Here is a 15,858-nt window from a genome sequence, read left to right on the forward strand (position 1 = left end):
GCCGTGGCGCCGGGCCAGGGCGGCCGGGCGCCACAGGGCGGGGCCCCCGCGGCACCGCCCGCCGCCTCCGGCCCGGCGGCCGGTGCACCCACACCCGCGCCCGCGAGCCAGCCGCCGGCGGCGGCCGGTGCGGCCCCGGGGGCGGCGCAGGGTGCCGCCCAGGTGCGGCAGATGTGGCCGGACATCCTGGAGGCGGTGAAGGACCGCCGCCGCTTCACATGGATTCTGCTGAGCCAGAACGCCCAGGTCTCCGGTTTCGACGGCACCACCCTCCAGATCGGCTTCCCCAATGCCGGTGCCCGCGACAGCTTCGCCAACGGAGGAAGCGAGGACGTCCTCAAGGACGTGCTCGCCGAGCGGTTCCAGGTGCAGTGGCGGGTCGAGGCGATCGTCGACCCGTCGGGCGGCGCCGGCCCGGCGGCCGGCGGCGCCCCCCGCGGCGGCGGTGGCGGCTTCGGCGGCGGAGGGGGCGGCGGCTTCGGCGGCGGTGCGCCCGCCGCGCCGCAGCAGGGCGCGCCCCAGCCCCCGCCCCAGCAGAGCGGCCCCCCGGCGCCCCCGTCGTCCGGCGGCCAGTACGGGCCGGACGGCGGCGGTGGCGGCGGCGGAAGCCAGGGTGCCCGGATGGCCCGGGAGGCGGTGTCCTCCCCGTCGTCCGCGGGCGGCGGCCAGGGCGCGCCCGCGGCGGAGCCCGCGTACCGCGCGCCGGAGCCCCCGTCGATCGAGTACGACATGCCGGCCGAGGACGACCCCGATCTCGTCGACTCCGCGCTCAGCGGACACGACCTGATCGTGCGGGAGCTCGGCGCGACGGTGCTGGAGGAGTTCAACAACGAGTAGGCGCCGGACGGCTCCGCGTAGGCGGGCCGGGAGGGGTGAAAACGGGTAACCGGGCGTACGCCGGGCGTACACCCGCGCTCCTCCCTCCGGCGTAGGGCGCGGGGCCCGTGAAACACGTAGGCTCGGGCTACCGCACCAATCGTTGTCGTATGGCAGGAGTCACGTCGTGATCCCCGGTGGTCAGCCCAATATGCAGCAGCTGCTCCAGCAGGCTCAGAAGATGCAGCAGGACCTCGCGGCAGCCCAGCAGGAACTGGCGGAGACACCCGTCGAGGGTTCCGCGGGCGGCGGCTTGGTCAAGGCGACGGTGACCGGCTCCGGAGAGCTCCAGGGCCTGGTCATCGACCCCAAGGCGGTCGACACCGACTCCGCGGAGGAGACGGCCGAGACGATCGCCGACCTCGTTCTGGCGGCGGTCCGGGACGCCAACGCCAGCGCCCAGCAGCTCCAGCAGCAGAAGCTCGGCCCGCTCGCCCAGGGTCTCGGCGGTGGCGGAATCCCCGGTCTCCCCTTCTGAGGAGTAGCCAACTAGCGTACGCAGCACGGCAGAAGAGAAAGAAGACGTTCCGTGTATGAAGGCGTGGTCCAGGACCTGATCGACGAGTTGGGCAGACTGCCCGGCGTCGGTCCCAAGAGCGCGCAGCGGATCGCCTTCCACATTCTTCAGGCCGAGCCGACCGATGTCCGCCGGCTCGCGAACGCGCTGATGGAGGTCAAGGCGAAGGTCCGGTTCTGCGGCACCTGCGGCAATGTGGCGCAGGAGGAGCAGTGCCGGGTCTGCCTGGACCCGAGGCGCGACCGGGCGGTCATCTGCGTCGTGGAGGAGCCCAAGGACGTCGTGGCGATCGAGCGGACCCGCGAGTTCCGCGGTCGCTACCACGTCCTCGGTGGGGCGATCAGCCCGATCGAGGGCGTGGGCCCCGACGACCTGCGGATCAGGGAACTGCTGGCCAGGCTCGCGGACGGCACCGTCACCGAGCTGATCCTGGCCACCGACCCGAATCTGGAGGGCGAGGCCACGGCCACGTATCTGGCCCGCATGATCAAACCCATGGGCCTGAGAGTGACGCGACTGGCGAGTGGACTGCCGGTCGGCGGCGATCTGGAGTACGCGGACGAGGTCACGCTGGGGCGGGCCTTCGAAGGGAGGAGACTTCTCGATGTCTGATGCCACGCTGCACAACGCGACACAGGACCCGGACGACTTCGCCGTATCGATCTCCGATTCGATCGAGAGCTTCATCGTCGCGGTCACGGAGGTCGCCAAGGGCGACGAGCCGGACAGCGCGGTGCCCTTCCTGCTGCTGGAGATCTCCCAGCTGCTGCTCACCGGCGGCCGTCTGGGCGCGCACGAGGACTTCGTCCCCGACGAGCGGTACGAGCCGGACATCGGCCCGGAGCCGGACGTCGACGAGCTGCGCGAGCGCTTCGCGAACCTGCTCGACCCGGTCGACGTGTACTCCGAGGTCTTCGACCCGTATGTGCCGCGCAGCGAGCCGGTCGCCAGCCGGATCTCCGACGACCTGGCCGACATCATCACCGACCTGCGGCACGGCCTGGCGCACTACCGTGCGGGCCGGGTCAGCGAAGCGCTGTGGTGGTGGCAGTTCTCCTACCTCTCCAACTGGGGCCCGACCGCCTCGGCCGCCCTGCGCGCGCTGCAGTCGCTGGTCGCCCACGTACGCCTCGACCAGCCGCTGGTCGAGCTGGACGGCCTGGACACCGACAGCGACGTCACCGCCGGCGACGAGGAGCTGCTCGCCGAGGAGGCCGGCAAGGTCATGGCGGCGGAGATCGCCGGGCCGCTGGGGCTGCGGGGGACGTGAGCCCGGGGGACGGCCGTCGGGGCGGAATTCTCCGGCCGCCCGGGTGTCCTCGCCGCGCCCCGACCCTGTGACCTGGGTTACGTTTCCGTGTGTACCGGTCTGGAGCGGGCATGTGCTCGCCGAGCAGGCGCAACGGTGCGCCTTGTGGAAGATCCGCCGCGGGACGTGGAACTCACGCGTCAGGTGATCACGGTGAGCCAGCCGTGATCAATGGGTGAGTCTCACGTCTCACGATGTGGTATCAGCAGGGCGGATTCCGCTTGCTCGTTAGACTGAGCCGACCGCAGTACCCCCATTTCCGGGGGTCCGGGAGGAAACTCCCGAAGAGACAGTTGCGAGGAGCGCACGTGGGCCTTGTCGTGCAGAAGTACGGCGGCTCATCCGTTGCGGATGCCGAGGGCATCAAGCGCGTTGCCAAGCGAGTCGTCGAAGCCAAGAAGAACGGCAACCAGGTTGTCGTGGTGGTTTCGGCGATGGGCGACACGACGGACGAGCTGATCGATCTCGCGCAGGAAGTGTCCCCGATCCCGTCGGGGCGCGAGTTCGACATGCTGCTGACCGCCGGAGAGCGGATCTCCATGGCCCTGCTGGCGATGGCGATCAAAAACCTCGGCCATGAGGCACAGTCCTTCACGGGCAGCCAGGCCGGTGTCATCACCGATTCCGTGCACAACAAGGCACGGATCATCGACGTCACACCCGGCCGGATCAAGACGTCCGTCGACGAGGGCAACATCGCCATCGTCGCCGGCTTCCAGGGTGTGTCCCAGGACAAGAAGGACATCACGACGCTGGGGCGCGGTGGGTCGGACACCACCGCCGTCGCGCTGGCGGCAGCCCTGGACGCCGATGTCTGTGAGATCTACACCGATGTGGACGGTGTCTTCACCGCTGACCCGCGGGTCGTGAAGAAGGCCCGGAAGATCGACTGGATCTCCTTCGAGGACATGCTGGAGCTGGCCAGCTCCGGCTCCAAGGTGCTGCTGCACCGCTGCGTCGAGTACGCACGCCGTTACAACATCCCGATCCATGTCCGCTCGTCCTTCTCGGGACTGAGGGGCACCTGGGTCAGCAACGAACCGCAAGGGGACCAGCCGATGGAGCAGGCAATCATCTCGGGCGTCGCACATGACACCTCCGAGGCGAAGGTCACGGTCGTCGGAGTCCCGGACAAGCCGGGCGAGGCGGCGCGCATCTTCCGTGCGATCGCGGACTCCGAGGTCAACATCGACATGGTCGTGCAGAACGTGTCGGCCGCGTCGACCGGTCTGACCGACATCTCCTTCACGCTGCCCAAGGCGGAGGGCCGCAAGGCCGTCGCCGCCCTGGAGAAGACCCGGGCCGCGGTCGGCTTCGACTCGCTGCGCTACGACGACCAGATCGCCAAGATCTCGCTGGTCGGCGCGGGGATGAAGACCAACCCCGGCGTCACCGCGACGTTCTTCGAGGCGCTGTCGGGCGCCGGCGTGAACATCGAGCTCATCTCGACCTCCGAGATCCGCATCTCGGTCGTCACCCGTGCCGACGACGTCAACGAGGCCGTGTGCGCCGTGCACACCGCCTTCGGTCTCGACACGGACAGTGACGAGGCAGTGGTCTATGGCGGCACCGGTCGATGATTCCGGCCGAGGCGGGCCGTCCGTCCCTCGCTGACACGCTGGGGACGGACGCCCGTACGGCCGCCAAGCCGCAGCTCGCCGTCGTCGGTGCCACCGGTGCCGTCGGCTCGGTCCTCCTGGGCATCCTGTCCGAGCGGGCCGACATCTGGGGTGAGATCCGGCTGATCGCCTCTCCCTCCTCGGCCGGCCGCAAGCTGACCGTGCGGGGCGCGGAGGTGGAGGTCGTCGCGCTGAGCGAGGAGGCCTTCGACGGGATCGACGTCGCGATGTTCGACGTCCCCGACGAGGTCTCCGCACAGTGGGTGCCGGTCGCGGTCTCCAAGGGCGCGGTCGTCATCGACAACGCGGGCACGTTCCGGCTGGACCCGGACGTGCCCCTCGTCGTGCCCGAGGTCAACGCGCACGCCGCACGGGTGCGCCCGCGCGGCATCATCGCCAACCCGAACTGCACCACGCTCTCGATGATCGTCGCGCTGGGCGCGCTGCACGCCGAATACGGGCTGAGCGAGCTGATCGTCTCCTCGTACCAGGCCGTCTCCGGGGCGGGCGCAGCGGGCGTCGACACGCTTCGGGCGCAGCTGTCCGCGGTGTCCGGTACGGAGCTGGGGAACGCGCCCGGCGACGTACGGCGGGCCGTCGGGGAGACCCTGGGGCCGTTTCCGGCGCCGATCGCGCTCAACGTCGTGCCCTGGGCCGGCTCGCTCCAGGAGGACGGCTGGTCCTCCGAGGAGCTCAAGATCCGCGACGAGTCCCGCAAGATCCTCGGGCTGCCGGAGCTGCCGGTCACCGCGACCTGCGTCCGGGTTCCGGTGATCACGACCCACTCGCTGACCGTGCACGCCCGGTTCGAGAACGAGGTCACCGTCGCCGGCGCGCACGAGATCCTGGCCGCCGCCCCCGGCGTCGTCCTCAGCGACGACCCGGCACAGGGCGAGTACCCCACCCCCGCCGATGTCGTCGGCACCGACCCGACCTGGGTCGGCCGGGTACGGCGTTCGCTGGACGATCCGCGGGCGCTGGAACTCTTCGTGTGCGGCGACAACCTCCGCAAGGGGGCGGCGCTGAACACGGCGCAGGTCGGCGAGCTGGTGGCGGCCGAACTCCGGGGGTAGGCGGGGGCGGCGGTGCTTCGTTGCGCCGTTGCTTTGTTGTTCGGCTGCTCTGTTGGTTCCCTTGCGTCCTTGCGTCCTTGCTTCCTTGTGCGCGGGGGTTCCGGTGATTCCTTGTCCGTGCGCCGGGGCGGCGTGCGTTCCGAAACGCTCCGTTGTGGTGTCCCGGCTGGTGCTCGGCCGCCGGGCCCGGCGCAGCTGAGGGCCGTCACAGCCGCGACGGCCGGGCTCGGCAGGCGACTTGGCGGGATCGGTATACGACTTGGCGGGTTCGGCCCCGTGTGCCCGGTGCCTGGGAGATAATTCGTGCAGCGTGTGAAGATTCTGTGAGTGAATCGTCGGCCCCACCGTGTGATCTGGGCTGATGCTCCGCTCGGCCATTCGCCCCCGCCGTACTGCAACCGACAGTTGGGCGGGGCGCGTCTTTGTGGCTGCCCTCAGGGGTGGCCCCCGGGATGCCCGCGGGTCACAAGTGAGCCCTCGGGCGTCAGGGTCTTCACGTAGGGGCAATCAGGGCATTCAGGAAGAGCTGGTACGCATGAGGGCATTTGATGCATCGTCAAAAGCGGTGCCTTGCGCGTACAACCCTTACAGGGGGAAGCGTGTCCAACAAGCGTGGCAGAGGTACTCGGATTCACCATCGCCCCAGCGGGCGCAGCCGGCGCGGCAGTGCACCCACCGCGCTCCCGTGTGTCCGGGGGCATGCCGGTGATCGCTCCCTGGCCCACCACGCGCCCCGCGCAGATTCCCCCACAACGTGGGGACACTGACGACGCGATGGCAGCGGGCACCACAGTCGACCACCTCACCGAGACCTACCGCGCGCACTACCGCTCGCTGCTCGGTCTCGCCGCGCTGCTCCTCGACGACACCGCCTCCTGCGAGGACGTCGTCCAGGAGGCCTTCATCCGCGTGCACTCCGCGCGCGGACGGGTGCGCGAACCCGAGAAGACCCTGGCCTACCTCCGGCAGACCGTCGTCAACCTCTCGCGCTCCGCGCTGCGTCGCCGCATCCTCGGGCTCAAGCTGCTCTCCAAGCCGATGCCCGACATGGCGAGCGCCGAGGAGGGCGCGTACGACCTGCTGGAGCGGGACCAGCTGATCAAGGCGATGCGGGGGCTGCAACGCCGCCAGCGCGAAGTGCTGGTGCTGCGCTACTTCGCCGATATGACCGAGGCGCAGGTGGCCGAGACGCTCGGCATATCGCTCGGTTCCGTGAAGGCCTACGGCTCACGTGGCATCGCGGCGCTGCGCGTCGCGATGGAGGCTCCGGCATGAGTGGCACGACGTCCGGCCGGCACCACCCGTACGACGCGTACGGCTCGCACGACACGATCCGCCCGAGTACCCCGATGTTCCCGAGCACGCCGAACGACCTCATTTCGAACGACCCGATTCCGAGCGACCTCATTTCGCGCGACTCCACTTCGAACGACCCCACTTCGAACGACCCCATGAAGCACAGCGGTATCCGCATCCACGGGCTCGGCCCGCTCGACGCGGCGCGCCCGGGCGCGCGCACACAGTCCGCCGATGGGGTGCGTGGGCTGTATGGGGCGCGTGAGGCGCAAGGGCGTCCCGACGGTGCGCCGGGCGGCGGCCGTCGGCCCGGCGACACCTGCGGGCAGGGTGCGAAAACCGGCCAACTTTCCGGCGGCAGCGATGACATCGCTGTCACGGACGGTGCGCGAGGAGAAACAGAGGGTGTGACGGGCGGCGCCGACGAGGCCGACAGCCATGCGTACGGCACCGACGGGCCCACCGGCTCCGGTACCGGCGGCGGCAACGGCGGCGGGGACGGACCCGGCCGGAGCCACCCCACCGGCGGCGACTTCGGCGGCGAGGACGACCTGCGGCGGCTGCTGCACGCCCGCGTCGGCGACCTCGAACCCGCACCGGACGCCCTGGAACAGCTGCGCCGTGCGGTGCCCGCCCGCCGTCAGCGCCGCCGGCACGCCGTCGTCGGCGCCGCGGCCGCGCTGCTCCTCGGCGGGACGTCCATCCCCGCCATGGTCCATGTCGCCAACCTCGCCGGCAGTTCCGAGGAGCGGCCCGCCAACGCGGCGAGCACGCCGCACCCCCAGGGCGGCACCGAGGGCGCCCACGGCGAGGGCACCGAGCAGGCCGGTCCCCTGCCGGCCGGCAAGGACGGCCAGCCGCGCGACGAGGGCGAACCCGAGGGCCACGGCAAGGCCACGGAGAAGAACGGCGCCGGCCACGGCGGGGGCGGCAGCGCACCCGCCCCGGACGAGACCATGGACGTCACCTCGCCGGTCTGCGGGCGTGAACAGCTCGGCCGGGGCACCAGCACGGTCGGTACGGCGGACTCCGCGGGCCGCGTCTACGGCGCGTTCCGGGTGGTCAACACGTCCGGCGCCGCCTGCTCCGTCGAGGGCGGCGGCACCGTCGGCCTGGTCGCCCAGGGCGCCGCGAACGCCGGCCGCATCCACGTCGTCGACCACACCTCGGGCGACGAGGCCACCGGGCTGCCCGACCCGGCCACCACCCCTGACCAGCTGGTTCTCAAGCCGGGGGAGGCGTACGAGGTCAAGTTCGCCTGGATTCCGGAGTCCGGCGGCGGCACCACGGGATGCGCCACCCCTGGCCCGACGCCGACCCCCGAGGCCTCCAAGGACCCGGGCCAGTCCCCGGACGCCGGAACGACGCCCGGCGGCGACGGCGGCGGCCAGGGAGGCGGCGACGAGGGGCCCGGCGACGGCGGGAACGCGTCCGGGAACATCGTGCTCAGCCACACACCGGAGGCCGGCGAACCCGCCGCGGCCGACGCCAAGGTCAAGGACGCGTGTGCCGGGACGGTCTACCGCACCGAGGCGCTGGCGGCCCGATAGGGGCCGACGGCCCAGGTCCCGGCCCTCGGGACCAGGCCGTGGAGGGGGCGGTGCGGCCCCGCCGCCCGGGCCCCGTACCGTTGGGAGCGTGTACCGGTTCCTGCTGACCCCGCGGTGGTGGGGAATCAACGTCTTCGCCGTACTGGCGATCCCCGTCTGCATCTTCATGGGCAGCTGGCAGCTGAGCCGCTTCGAGGACCGCGTCGACAGCCACCAGCAGCAGGAGGACCGCTCCGCGCGGGCCAAGACCGCGGCCGCCCGCCCGCTGGAGCGGCTGCTGCCCGTCGACAAGATCACCTCCGGCCGACAGGCCAGCGCCCGCGGACGTTACGACACCGGGCACCAACTGCTCGTCCCGGACCGTACGTTGAAGGACAAGCACGGCGAGCGGCAGGGCTTCTACGTCCTCGGTCTGCTCCGTACGGACGGCGGCAAGGCCCTGCCGGTCGTCCGGGGCTGGCTGCCCGGCGACGCCGGCGCGAAGGCCGACACGGCGAAGGTGCCCCCGCCGCCCAAGGGCGAGGTGACGGTCACCGGCGCGCTCCAGGCCTCCGAGAACCAGGGCACCGACGGCGCCCACGCCGGCGGCGGACTGGCGCCCGGCCAGCTCGGCATGATCAGCGCGGCGTCGCTGGTCAACATCGTGCCGTACGAGGTCTACGACGCCTGGATCACGCTCACCGACACCCAGGCCCCGCTGCGCGCCGTCCCCCCGGCCGCGGCCGAGGGCAGCGGGCTGGACCTCAAGTCCTTCCAGAACCTCGGCTACACCGGCGAGTGGTTCGTCTTCGCCGGCTTCGTCGTCTTCATGTGGTTCCGCCTCTTCCGCCGCGACACCGAGGCCGCCAAGGACGCGGCGCTGGGGATTGGCTTGGGGGACGGGGATGGGGACGTGGCTGGGGCGGGGGACGGTGAGCTGGGCGAGGGCCGGGCTGGGGTTCGGGCCGGGGACCCGGTTCAGGGGAGTGGTGAGGCTGCGGGGGTCGGGAGGGGCTGAGGCGCGGACGGGGCGGTGCTCCCGCTAGTGGTCCGAGCCGGCTTCTGCAACGAGGTTGCACCTGGTCAGAGGGCGTATGACGGTGGTAGCCGCAATCGGTTCGGCGTGCCACGGTAGGCCGTATGGCAGGCAATGGCGTTCATCGGCAGGAGCCGGACGGGCGTGGTCGGGCGCAGGGCGGTGGTCAGCCGCACGGCCTTGGCCATGCGCACGGTGTTGGTCAGCCGCACGGCGTTGGCCATGTGGCGTCCGGTCCGTATGCGCAGGGACATGTGCATGGGGATGGGCAAGGGGACGCTCAGGGCCCTGCGCATGGGGGTGGGCATGGACACGGGCATGGGCCTCCGTACGACTCGCGGCGCTCCGGACGCTGGGCGCGGGTCCGGCACCGGCTGGCGCACCTGGTCACCCCGCACAGCCACGCCGCCGTGGACAAGGTCGACGCCGCGCTGGAGACCTCCCGCGAGGGCCTGCGCACGCTGTGGATCTCGCTCGGCATCCTGGGCCTGACCAGCCTGATCCAACTGGTGATCGTCGCGATGTCGGGGTCGGTGGCGCTCCTCGGCGACACGATCCACAACGCCGCCGACGCCCTGACCGCCGTGCCGCTGGGCATCGCCTTCCTGCTCGGCCGCCGGGCCGCGAACCGCCGCTACACCTACGGCTACGGCCGTGCCGAGGACCTCGCGGGCATCGCCATCGTGCTGACGATCGCCGCCTCCTCGGCATGGGCCGCCTACGAGTCCGTGGACCGGCTCCTGCACCCCCGCGATGTCACTCACCTGTGGGCCGTGGCCATCGCCGCCGTGATCGGCTTCCTCGGCAACGAGTGGGTCGCCCGATACCGCATCCGCACCGGCCGCAGGATCGGCTCGGCCGCCCTGGTCGCCGACGGCCTGCACGCCCGTACCGACGGCTTCACCTCCCTCGCCGTTCTCCTGGGCGCGGGCGGTGCGGCGCTCGGCTGGCGGCTGGCCGACCCCCTCATCGGCCTGCTGATCACCGCCGCCATCCTCATGGTGCTGCGCGACGCCGCCCGGGAGGTCTACCGGCGGCTGATGGACTCCGTCGACCCCGAACTCATCGAGGCCGCCGAGAACGCACTCCGCGCGGTCGACGGCGTGCACGGCGTCGGGCAGGTCCGTATGCGCTGGATCGGCCACACCCTGCGGGCCGAGGCGGACATCGTCGTCGACTCCCGCCTGACCGTGGTGCAGGCCCATGCCCTCGCCGTCGCCGCCGAACACGCCCTCATCCACGCGGTCCCCCGCCTCACCGCCGCCACCGTCCACACGGACCACACCCCCGAAGACACCCCCAACGGCCGGGACCCACATGCGGCTTTGGCCCACCACGTCTTTCCTTGACCGCTTCGGGGGGCCTCCCCGCCCCCCGCCCCCGCCCCACCCTCCCCCTCCCACCACCACCCACCTACGGCCCCGGACTTCACGCCTTGAGGCCCAGGCCTGAGGTCCTGGCCCGAGGCGCTGGCCTGAGGCTCTGGCCTGCGGTCATGGCCTGAGGCGCTGGCCTGAGGTCCTGGCCTGAGGCTCTGGCCTGCGGTCATGGCCTCAGGCCATAGGCGACGGTCAGCCGAGCCCGAGCCCGAGCCCCAGCCCGGCCCCGGTCCGAGGCTGTGCCGATGGTCACGACCGGGCACCGCGCCGACAGACACCGCACGGCGCGGTGTCTGTCATCACGACCGCCTCCCCGCTCCCGCAGAACCAGCCGACGCGTCGCCCAGCCACCGCGTCTCGCCCATCCGGCCACCGCCCGGGGGCGCCGCCCCAGCCGCCCCAGCGCCTTGCCCGCTCAGACGCGGCGACGCCCCTCCTATCACCGCCGGGAAATGCTCAGCCCCTCTCGTTCACATAGCGCTGGGCGAAATCGAGCTCCAGGCGGACCTGCTTGATGCGTTCCTCCACGACGAGGGAGCCGTGCCCGGCGTCGTAGCGGTAGACCTCGTGCGGATGGGCGCGGCCTTCCAGGCGCTGGACGTAGTTCTCCACCTGCTGGATCGGGCAGCGTGGGTCGTTGACGCCCGCGGAGATGTAGACGGGGGCGCGCACCGCGTCCACGTACGTCAGGGGGGACGAGGCCTCGAAGCGTTCCGGGACCTCCTCAGGGGTGCCGCCGAGGAGGGTGCGGTCCATCGCCTTGAGGGCTTCCATCTCGTCGTTGTACGCCGTGACGTAGTCCGCGACCGGAACCGCCGCCAGGCCCACGGCCCAGGCATCCGGCTGGGTGCCGAGTCCCAGCAGCGTCAGATAGCCGCCCCATGAGCCGCCCGACAGCACCAGCCGTTCCGCATCGGCCAGTCCGGACGAGACCGCCCACTCGCGCACCGCGGCGATGTCCTCCAGCTCGATCAGCCCGACGCGGTGCTTGAGGGCATCCGTCCAGGCGCGGCCGTAGCCGGTCGAACCGCGGTAGTTGACGCGTACGACCGCGAAGCCGTGGTCCACCCAGGCCGCGGGCGACGAGGCGAAGGCGTCGCTGTCGTGCCAGGTCGGGCCGCCGTGGATGTCGAACACCGTCGGGAACGGGCCCTCGCCCGCAGGCTGCTGCACCAGTGCGTGGATACGGCCGCCGGGGCCCTCCACCCAGACGTCCCGCACCGGCACCGAACCGGGCGCCTTCATCCCGGGCGGGTCCAGCACGACCTCACCGCTCGTCGACCGCACCTCCGGGGGCTGTGCCGCCGACGACCAGAGGAACTCCACCGTGCCGTCCGGCCGCGCGGTGGCGCCCGAGACCGTGCCGGCCGGGGTCTCGACCCGGGTCAGCGAACCGGTGGCGGCGGCACCGGCCGGGCCGCTGCCGCCGCCCGATGCGCCCAGCTCGTAGCGCCACAGTTCGCTCCGTGCCTGGTACTCGTGCTCCACCAGCAGCGCCGAACCGTCGGGATACCAGTCGGCACCGACATCTCCGGGGAGGTCGATGTCCAGGGCCGTCTCCACGCCGGTCAGCGGGTCCCAGATCATCGGCTCCCAGCGGCCCCGCCGCTGATGCCCGACCAGCAGCCGGGCGTCCCCGTCCACCGGCGCGAAGCCCATCACGGACAGGCCCAGCTCCTCCGTCCCGCCCTTGGTGTCGTCCAGCTCGGCGACCGTGGAGCCGTCGGGCCGTACGACGCGGATCGCGGAGTGCATCGCGTCGCCGTGCTCGGTGTGCTCAAGGGCGATCAGCGAGCCGTCGTGCGAGAGGTCGCCGACGCCCGCGGACTCGCGGTGCCGGTAGATCTCCACCGGAGACTGCCCCGGCCGCACGACATGGACCGTCGAGCCCTCCTCGTCCGTCGAGCATCCGACGACCGCGGTCCCGTCCCGGCTGATCGCCAGCCCTCCCGGATACGAGGGGGCGATACCAGGGGTGGCCGGCTCGTCGGGGCCGCCCTCGAACGGCTGCCGCATCCAGACGCCGAACTCGTCCCCGTCGGTGTCCGAGAACCACCAGATCCAGCGGCCGTCCGGCGACAGCGTCCCGTCCGTGGTGCCGTTCGGCCGGTCCGTGGCCTGCCGCTGCTCGCCGGTGGCCCGGTCCCAGGCGTAGAGCTCGAAGGTGCCGGTGGCGTTCGAGACGAACAGGGAACGGGCCGGGGCGTCCTCGGCCCAGTCCGGCAGCCCGATCCGCGGTGCGCGGAAGCGCTTCTCCCAGTCCGGCATCGCGGGGTCCGCCGCGCCGCTCGCCGACCCGTCCGCCGCCGCTATCGGGCCGGCCGAGCCCGTCCCCGTCCCGGCCGGGGGCGGGGTGGTGGTCGTCGAAGGGTGCGGGGCGGTGGCGTCGAGGCCTGGGGCTGGGGTCGTCTCGTCAGTCATGGGCCCATTCTGCGCCCGGTGCGAGAAATCCGTCGGCACGGGCCGGAAGGCTGTGGATAACTTCGCCGAATGTGCAGAATTATCGGCTTCGAGGATTGGCGGGAGGCCCATCGTGCGAGGTGGGACGAAGGGGGGCGTCCACATCGCGGGTGGCGCTCTGCCGGATCTTCATGCTGCCGAAGGGGCAGCGTCCGGCGACCGTCTCCTGCAAGGACGACCGTGGCGACACCCTGATCTGGCGGGGCGGCGGCGCCGGGCGGGCCCACGGGCCCCGTACGGGCACTGGACGAGCCCCGTACGGAACTGTCCCGCACGGAGCCCGCCCCCCCTCAACAGTCCGCACTGCTCCTCGTCCGTCCGAGAGACCAGCCGCGCCCCCTCCCGCCCCTCCAATCACCCCAGCCGCAACGGCAGCGCCTCCAGCCGCCAGCTGCCCGGCACCGCTGTCCGCTCCAGTTGTTCCGGTGCGACGCCCAGCGACACCTCCGGGTAGTGCGCGAAGAGCCGGGCGAACGCGACCTCGCCCTCCTGTTTGGCGAGGGTGGCGCCCAGGCAGTAGTGCATGCCGTGGCCGAACCCCACATGGTTCTCCGCGTGTCCCGCGGGGTGCCGGGTCAGGTCGAGCCGTTCGGGGTCGGTGTAGTGGCGGGGGTCGAAGTTGGCCGACACCAGGACCAGTTGGACGGCGTCGCCCCGGCGGATCGGTGTTCCGGCGACCTCGACATCCTCGGAGGCGTACCGCAGCTGGGTGATGTGGACCGGCCCGCACCAGCGCAGCAGCTCGTGGACGGCACGCGGCATCAGCGCCGGGTCGTCCCGGAGCAGCCGGAGCTGGTCGGGGTGGGTCAGCAGCGCCGTCGTGCCGTTGCCTATGAGGTGGGCGGTGGTCTCGTGCCCGGCGAGGACGACGGTGAGGATCATGGTGACCATCTCGACGTCGCTGAGCCGGCCGCCGTCGTCGTCATGGGTGCGGATCAGCTCGCTGAGCAGGTCGTCGGTGAGGGCGCGGCGGCGCTCGTGGATCAGCTCATGGATGTGCTCGATCATCGCCGGGAACGAGGCGCTCATCCGTTCCGGCTGCAGCGAGACCAGGTCGGCGCCCCACTTCCGCCACTGCGGACGGTCCGCTTCCGGAATGCCGACCAGTTCGCAGATGACGGTGATCGGCAGGGGATAGGCGAAGTGCCTGATGAGGTCGACCACACCGTCCTCGGCGTGCTCGGGAAGGCGGGCCAGCAGCTCGTCGGCGATCTGCTCGACCCGTGGCCGCAGATCGGTGATCTTGCGTGCGGTGAACGCGCGCGACACCAGGCGCCGCAGCCGGGTGTGGTCGGGCGCGTCGTTGTTGAGGATCGATCCCAGCAGATACGGCCGGAAATGCTCGGGCAGCCCCATCATGTCCAGCAGCCTGACCATGGGGTTCTCCTCAAGCGAGTGCCCCAGGGACGGTGTGGTCGGATTGTTCACGAACCGCTGGTCGCGCAGCACTTGGCGGACGTCGTCGAAGCGGGTCACGAGCCAGACCGGAGAGTCGTCCATGAACCGGCCCCGCACGACCGGGCCTTGTTCGCGCAGTGCGCCGTAGCCGCCGAACGGGTCGGTGATCAGCTCCGGGTCCATCACGTTCGGCTCGCCCGGGTGTTTCCCGACATGTACGGCGAGCGGGGAGTTGGATAATGCCGACATCTTTCGATCTCCTCCGGGTTGGGAGTCGGCCCGGACGGGTCCGGGTGGGAACCGTCCGGGTCAGAACGTGGACGTGGCTCTTTTCTTTCGCGGAACGCGCAGGAGCAGTCGTGGCCGGATGTCCGTCAGGCGGAGCCGGGCGGGTGGATTCGCCCGGGTGGATTCGCTCGGGGGTGGTGTCGTGAGGTGCCTCTCCGGCGTCCCCCGGTGGGGAGTTCGGTGCGGGGGACCGTCGCGGGAATCCGCCGCGGTACGGGAATGCACCGCACGAATCCGTCCCGCGGAGGAATCCACCGCGCCACCTCAGTCACGTATCTGCCGGCGCATCTCCTGTACGCAGAGTTCGGTGAAGTGCTCGTGGACGGCGATGATGTCGGGCGCGGCCGCGGCCGCCGCGGCGCGCGTACGGGCAGAGAAGGCGTCCGGCCCCGAACCGGAGTCCGGCACGGAGCCGAACACCAGGTCAGCGCCGGGGGCCGGGGCGGCACCGGAGTCCGGGACGCCGGGGACCGGCCCCGTGCCGTCCGGCACCTCCAGCGCGTCCCGGATGGTGCGGGCCAGGATGTCGGCGCGTACCTCCAGGCTCTCCGGACCACGGTCGGTGAGCAGTGACTCGGAGAGGAAGAAGCCGGTGGACATCGCCAGCAAGGCGTATTGCTGGTGTGCCACATCGGTGTCGTCGCGTACCAGGCCGTGCGCGCGGAGCACTTCCAGATGGCGGCGCAGATTCCGGTCGCCCTGCACCATCAGCTCCGCGAACTCTTTCCTGGCGGTGTGGTTGAGCCGGCCGAGGATTTCGGTGTCGTCGGAGTAGAGCGCGCGCAATACCGGTTCGCCCTGGAAGTCGATGAACTGCCGGCGCATCATCCGGCTCGGCAGAATCTCCAGCGGATCATCCCGTAAACGCGTCAACTGCCGGTGATGAATGCGGAATTGAGCCTTCAGCATGACGGCGAGAAGCAGTGAGTCCTTGGTCTTCCAGTGCAGATAGACCGTGCCCTTGCCGACCTTGGCGCGCCGGGCGATCTCGTCGATCGTCACCCGCCCGTAGCCCCAGGCGAGCAGCAGGTCCCCTGCCGCGTCCAGGATGCGGTCGGCGCGCTGCGCCCGTTCCATG

Annotated in this window: 13 protein-coding genes and 1 pseudogene; 10 read left to right on the plus strand and 4 right to left on the minus strand. The window is 71.4% G+C overall.

Annotated elements, in window-relative coordinates; all coding sequences use genetic code 11:
* From ACWC9R_RS20670 to ACWC9R_RS20710, 9 genes and pseudogenes are all read left to right on the plus strand, one after another.
* Nucleotides 1–837: pseudogene (locus ACWC9R_RS20670) on the plus strand (DNA polymerase III subunit gamma and tau); the annotation flags it as partial.
* Nucleotides 838–1,003: 166 nt separating this feature from the next.
* Entirely contained in the window at nucleotides 1,004–1,354 is a 351-nt protein-coding gene (locus ACWC9R_RS20675; protein WP_078889642.1) for a YbaB/EbfC family nucleoid-associated protein, read from the plus strand.
* A gap of 51 nt (nucleotides 1,355–1,405) precedes the next feature.
* Entirely contained in the window at nucleotides 1,406–2,005 is a 600-nt protein-coding gene (gene recR / locus ACWC9R_RS20680) for a recombination mediator RecR (RefSeq protein ID WP_362603699.1), read from the plus strand.
* Nucleotides 1,998–2,663, plus strand: coding sequence for a DUF5063 domain-containing protein (locus ACWC9R_RS20685; protein ID WP_450733443.1), 666 nt, complete (start codon nucleotides 1,998–2,000; stop codon nucleotides 2,661–2,663). Before recR ends, ACWC9R_RS20685 begins: the two co-directional genes overlap by 8 nt.
* A gap of 347 nt (nucleotides 2,664–3,010) precedes the next feature.
* Nucleotides 3,011–4,282, plus strand: a complete 1,272-nt coding sequence (locus ACWC9R_RS20690; RefSeq protein ID WP_450733445.1) for an aspartate kinase — start codon at nucleotides 3,011–3,013, stop codon at nucleotides 4,280–4,282.
* Nucleotides 4,279–5,394: an aspartate-semialdehyde dehydrogenase gene (locus ACWC9R_RS20695; RefSeq protein ID WP_450733447.1), complete on the plus strand. Its 1,116-nt coding sequence runs from the start codon at nucleotides 4,279–4,281 to the stop codon at nucleotides 5,392–5,394. Before ACWC9R_RS20690 ends, ACWC9R_RS20695 begins: the two co-directional genes overlap by 4 nt.
* Nucleotides 5,395–6,006: 612 nt before the next feature.
* Complete coding sequence (locus tag ACWC9R_RS20700; RefSeq protein WP_181018554.1) at nucleotides 6,007–6,669, plus strand: SigE family RNA polymerase sigma factor; 663 nt, start codon at nucleotides 6,007–6,009, stop codon at nucleotides 6,667–6,669.
* The gene (locus ACWC9R_RS20705) at nucleotides 6,666–8,240 is read left to right on the plus strand and encodes a hypothetical protein (RefSeq protein ID WP_450733449.1); all 1,575 of its coding nucleotides are present in this window, start codon (nucleotides 6,666–6,668) and stop codon (nucleotides 8,238–8,240) included. Before ACWC9R_RS20700 ends, ACWC9R_RS20705 begins: the two co-directional genes overlap by 4 nt.
* Before the next feature lie 88 nt (nucleotides 8,241–8,328).
* On the plus strand, nucleotides 8,329–9,237 hold the full coding sequence (locus ACWC9R_RS20710) for an SURF1 family protein (protein WP_450733451.1): 909 nt from the start codon (nucleotides 8,329–8,331) through the stop codon (nucleotides 9,235–9,237).
* A gap of 65 nt (nucleotides 9,238–9,302) precedes the next feature.
* Here the strand turns inward: ACWC9R_RS20710 and ACWC9R_RS20715 are convergent, their stop codons facing one another.
* Nucleotides 9,303–9,479, minus strand: a complete 177-nt coding sequence (locus ACWC9R_RS20715; RefSeq protein WP_450733453.1) for a hypothetical protein — start codon at nucleotides 9,477–9,479, stop codon at nucleotides 9,303–9,305.
* 186 nt (nucleotides 9,480–9,665) lie between these two features.
* Between ACWC9R_RS20715 and ACWC9R_RS20720 the strand changes: the two genes are divergently transcribed.
* On the plus strand, nucleotides 9,666–10,604 hold the full coding sequence (locus tag ACWC9R_RS20720; RefSeq protein WP_450733454.1) for a cation diffusion facilitator family transporter: 939 nt from the start codon (nucleotides 9,666–9,668) through the stop codon (nucleotides 10,602–10,604).
* Between the two features lie 486 nt (nucleotides 10,605–11,090).
* On the opposite strand, the gene ACWC9R_RS20725 is transcribed toward ACWC9R_RS20720, so the two are convergent.
* From ACWC9R_RS20725 to ACWC9R_RS20735, 3 genes are all read right to left on the minus strand, one after another.
* Nucleotides 11,091–12,902, minus strand: coding sequence for a S9 family peptidase (locus tag ACWC9R_RS20725; protein ID WP_450733546.1), 1,812 nt, complete (start codon nucleotides 12,900–12,902; stop codon nucleotides 11,091–11,093).
* Nucleotides 12,903–13,448: 546 nt separating this feature from the next.
* The gene (locus ACWC9R_RS20730; protein WP_450733456.1) at nucleotides 13,449–14,741 is read right to left on the minus strand and encodes a cytochrome P450 family protein; all 1,293 of its coding nucleotides are present in this window, start codon (nucleotides 14,739–14,741) and stop codon (nucleotides 13,449–13,451) included.
* A 303-nt stretch (nucleotides 14,742–15,044) separates the two neighbouring features.
* Nucleotides 15,045–15,857, minus strand: coding sequence for a TetR/AcrR family transcriptional regulator (locus tag ACWC9R_RS20735; RefSeq protein ID WP_450733458.1), 813 nt, complete (start codon nucleotides 15,855–15,857; stop codon nucleotides 15,045–15,047).
* Nucleotide 15,858 lies beyond the last annotated feature (1 nt).

It is taken from the genome of Streptomyces sp. NPDC001219 (genome assembly GCF_053597915.1).

Coding starts and splice junctions, on each gene's coding strand:
- ACWC9R_RS20685 (WP_450733443.1), top strand. CDS start 1,998: ATGTCTGATGCCACGCTGCACAACGCGACACAGGACCCGGACGACTTC.
- ACWC9R_RS20695 (WP_450733447.1), top strand. CDS start 4,279: ATGATTCCGGCCGAGGCGGGCCGTCCGTCCCTCGCTGACACGCTGGGG.
- ACWC9R_RS20705 (WP_450733449.1), top strand. CDS start 6,666: ATGAGTGGCACGACGTCCGGCCGGCACCACCCGTACGACGCGTACGGC.
- ACWC9R_RS20715 (WP_450733453.1), bottom strand. CDS start 9,479: ATGGCCAACGCCGTGCGGCTGACCAACACCGTGCGCATGGCCAAGGCC.
- ACWC9R_RS20725 (WP_450733546.1), bottom strand. CDS start 12,902: ATGCCGGACTGGGAGAAGCGCTTCCGCGCACCGCGGATCGGGCTGCCG.
- ACWC9R_RS20730 (WP_450733456.1), bottom strand. CDS start 14,741: ATGTCGGCATTATCCAACTCCCCGCTCGCCGTACATGTCGGGAAACAC.
- ACWC9R_RS20735 (WP_450733458.1), bottom strand. CDS start 15,857: ATGGAACGGGCGCAGCGCGCCGACCGCATCCTGGACGCGGCAGGGGAC.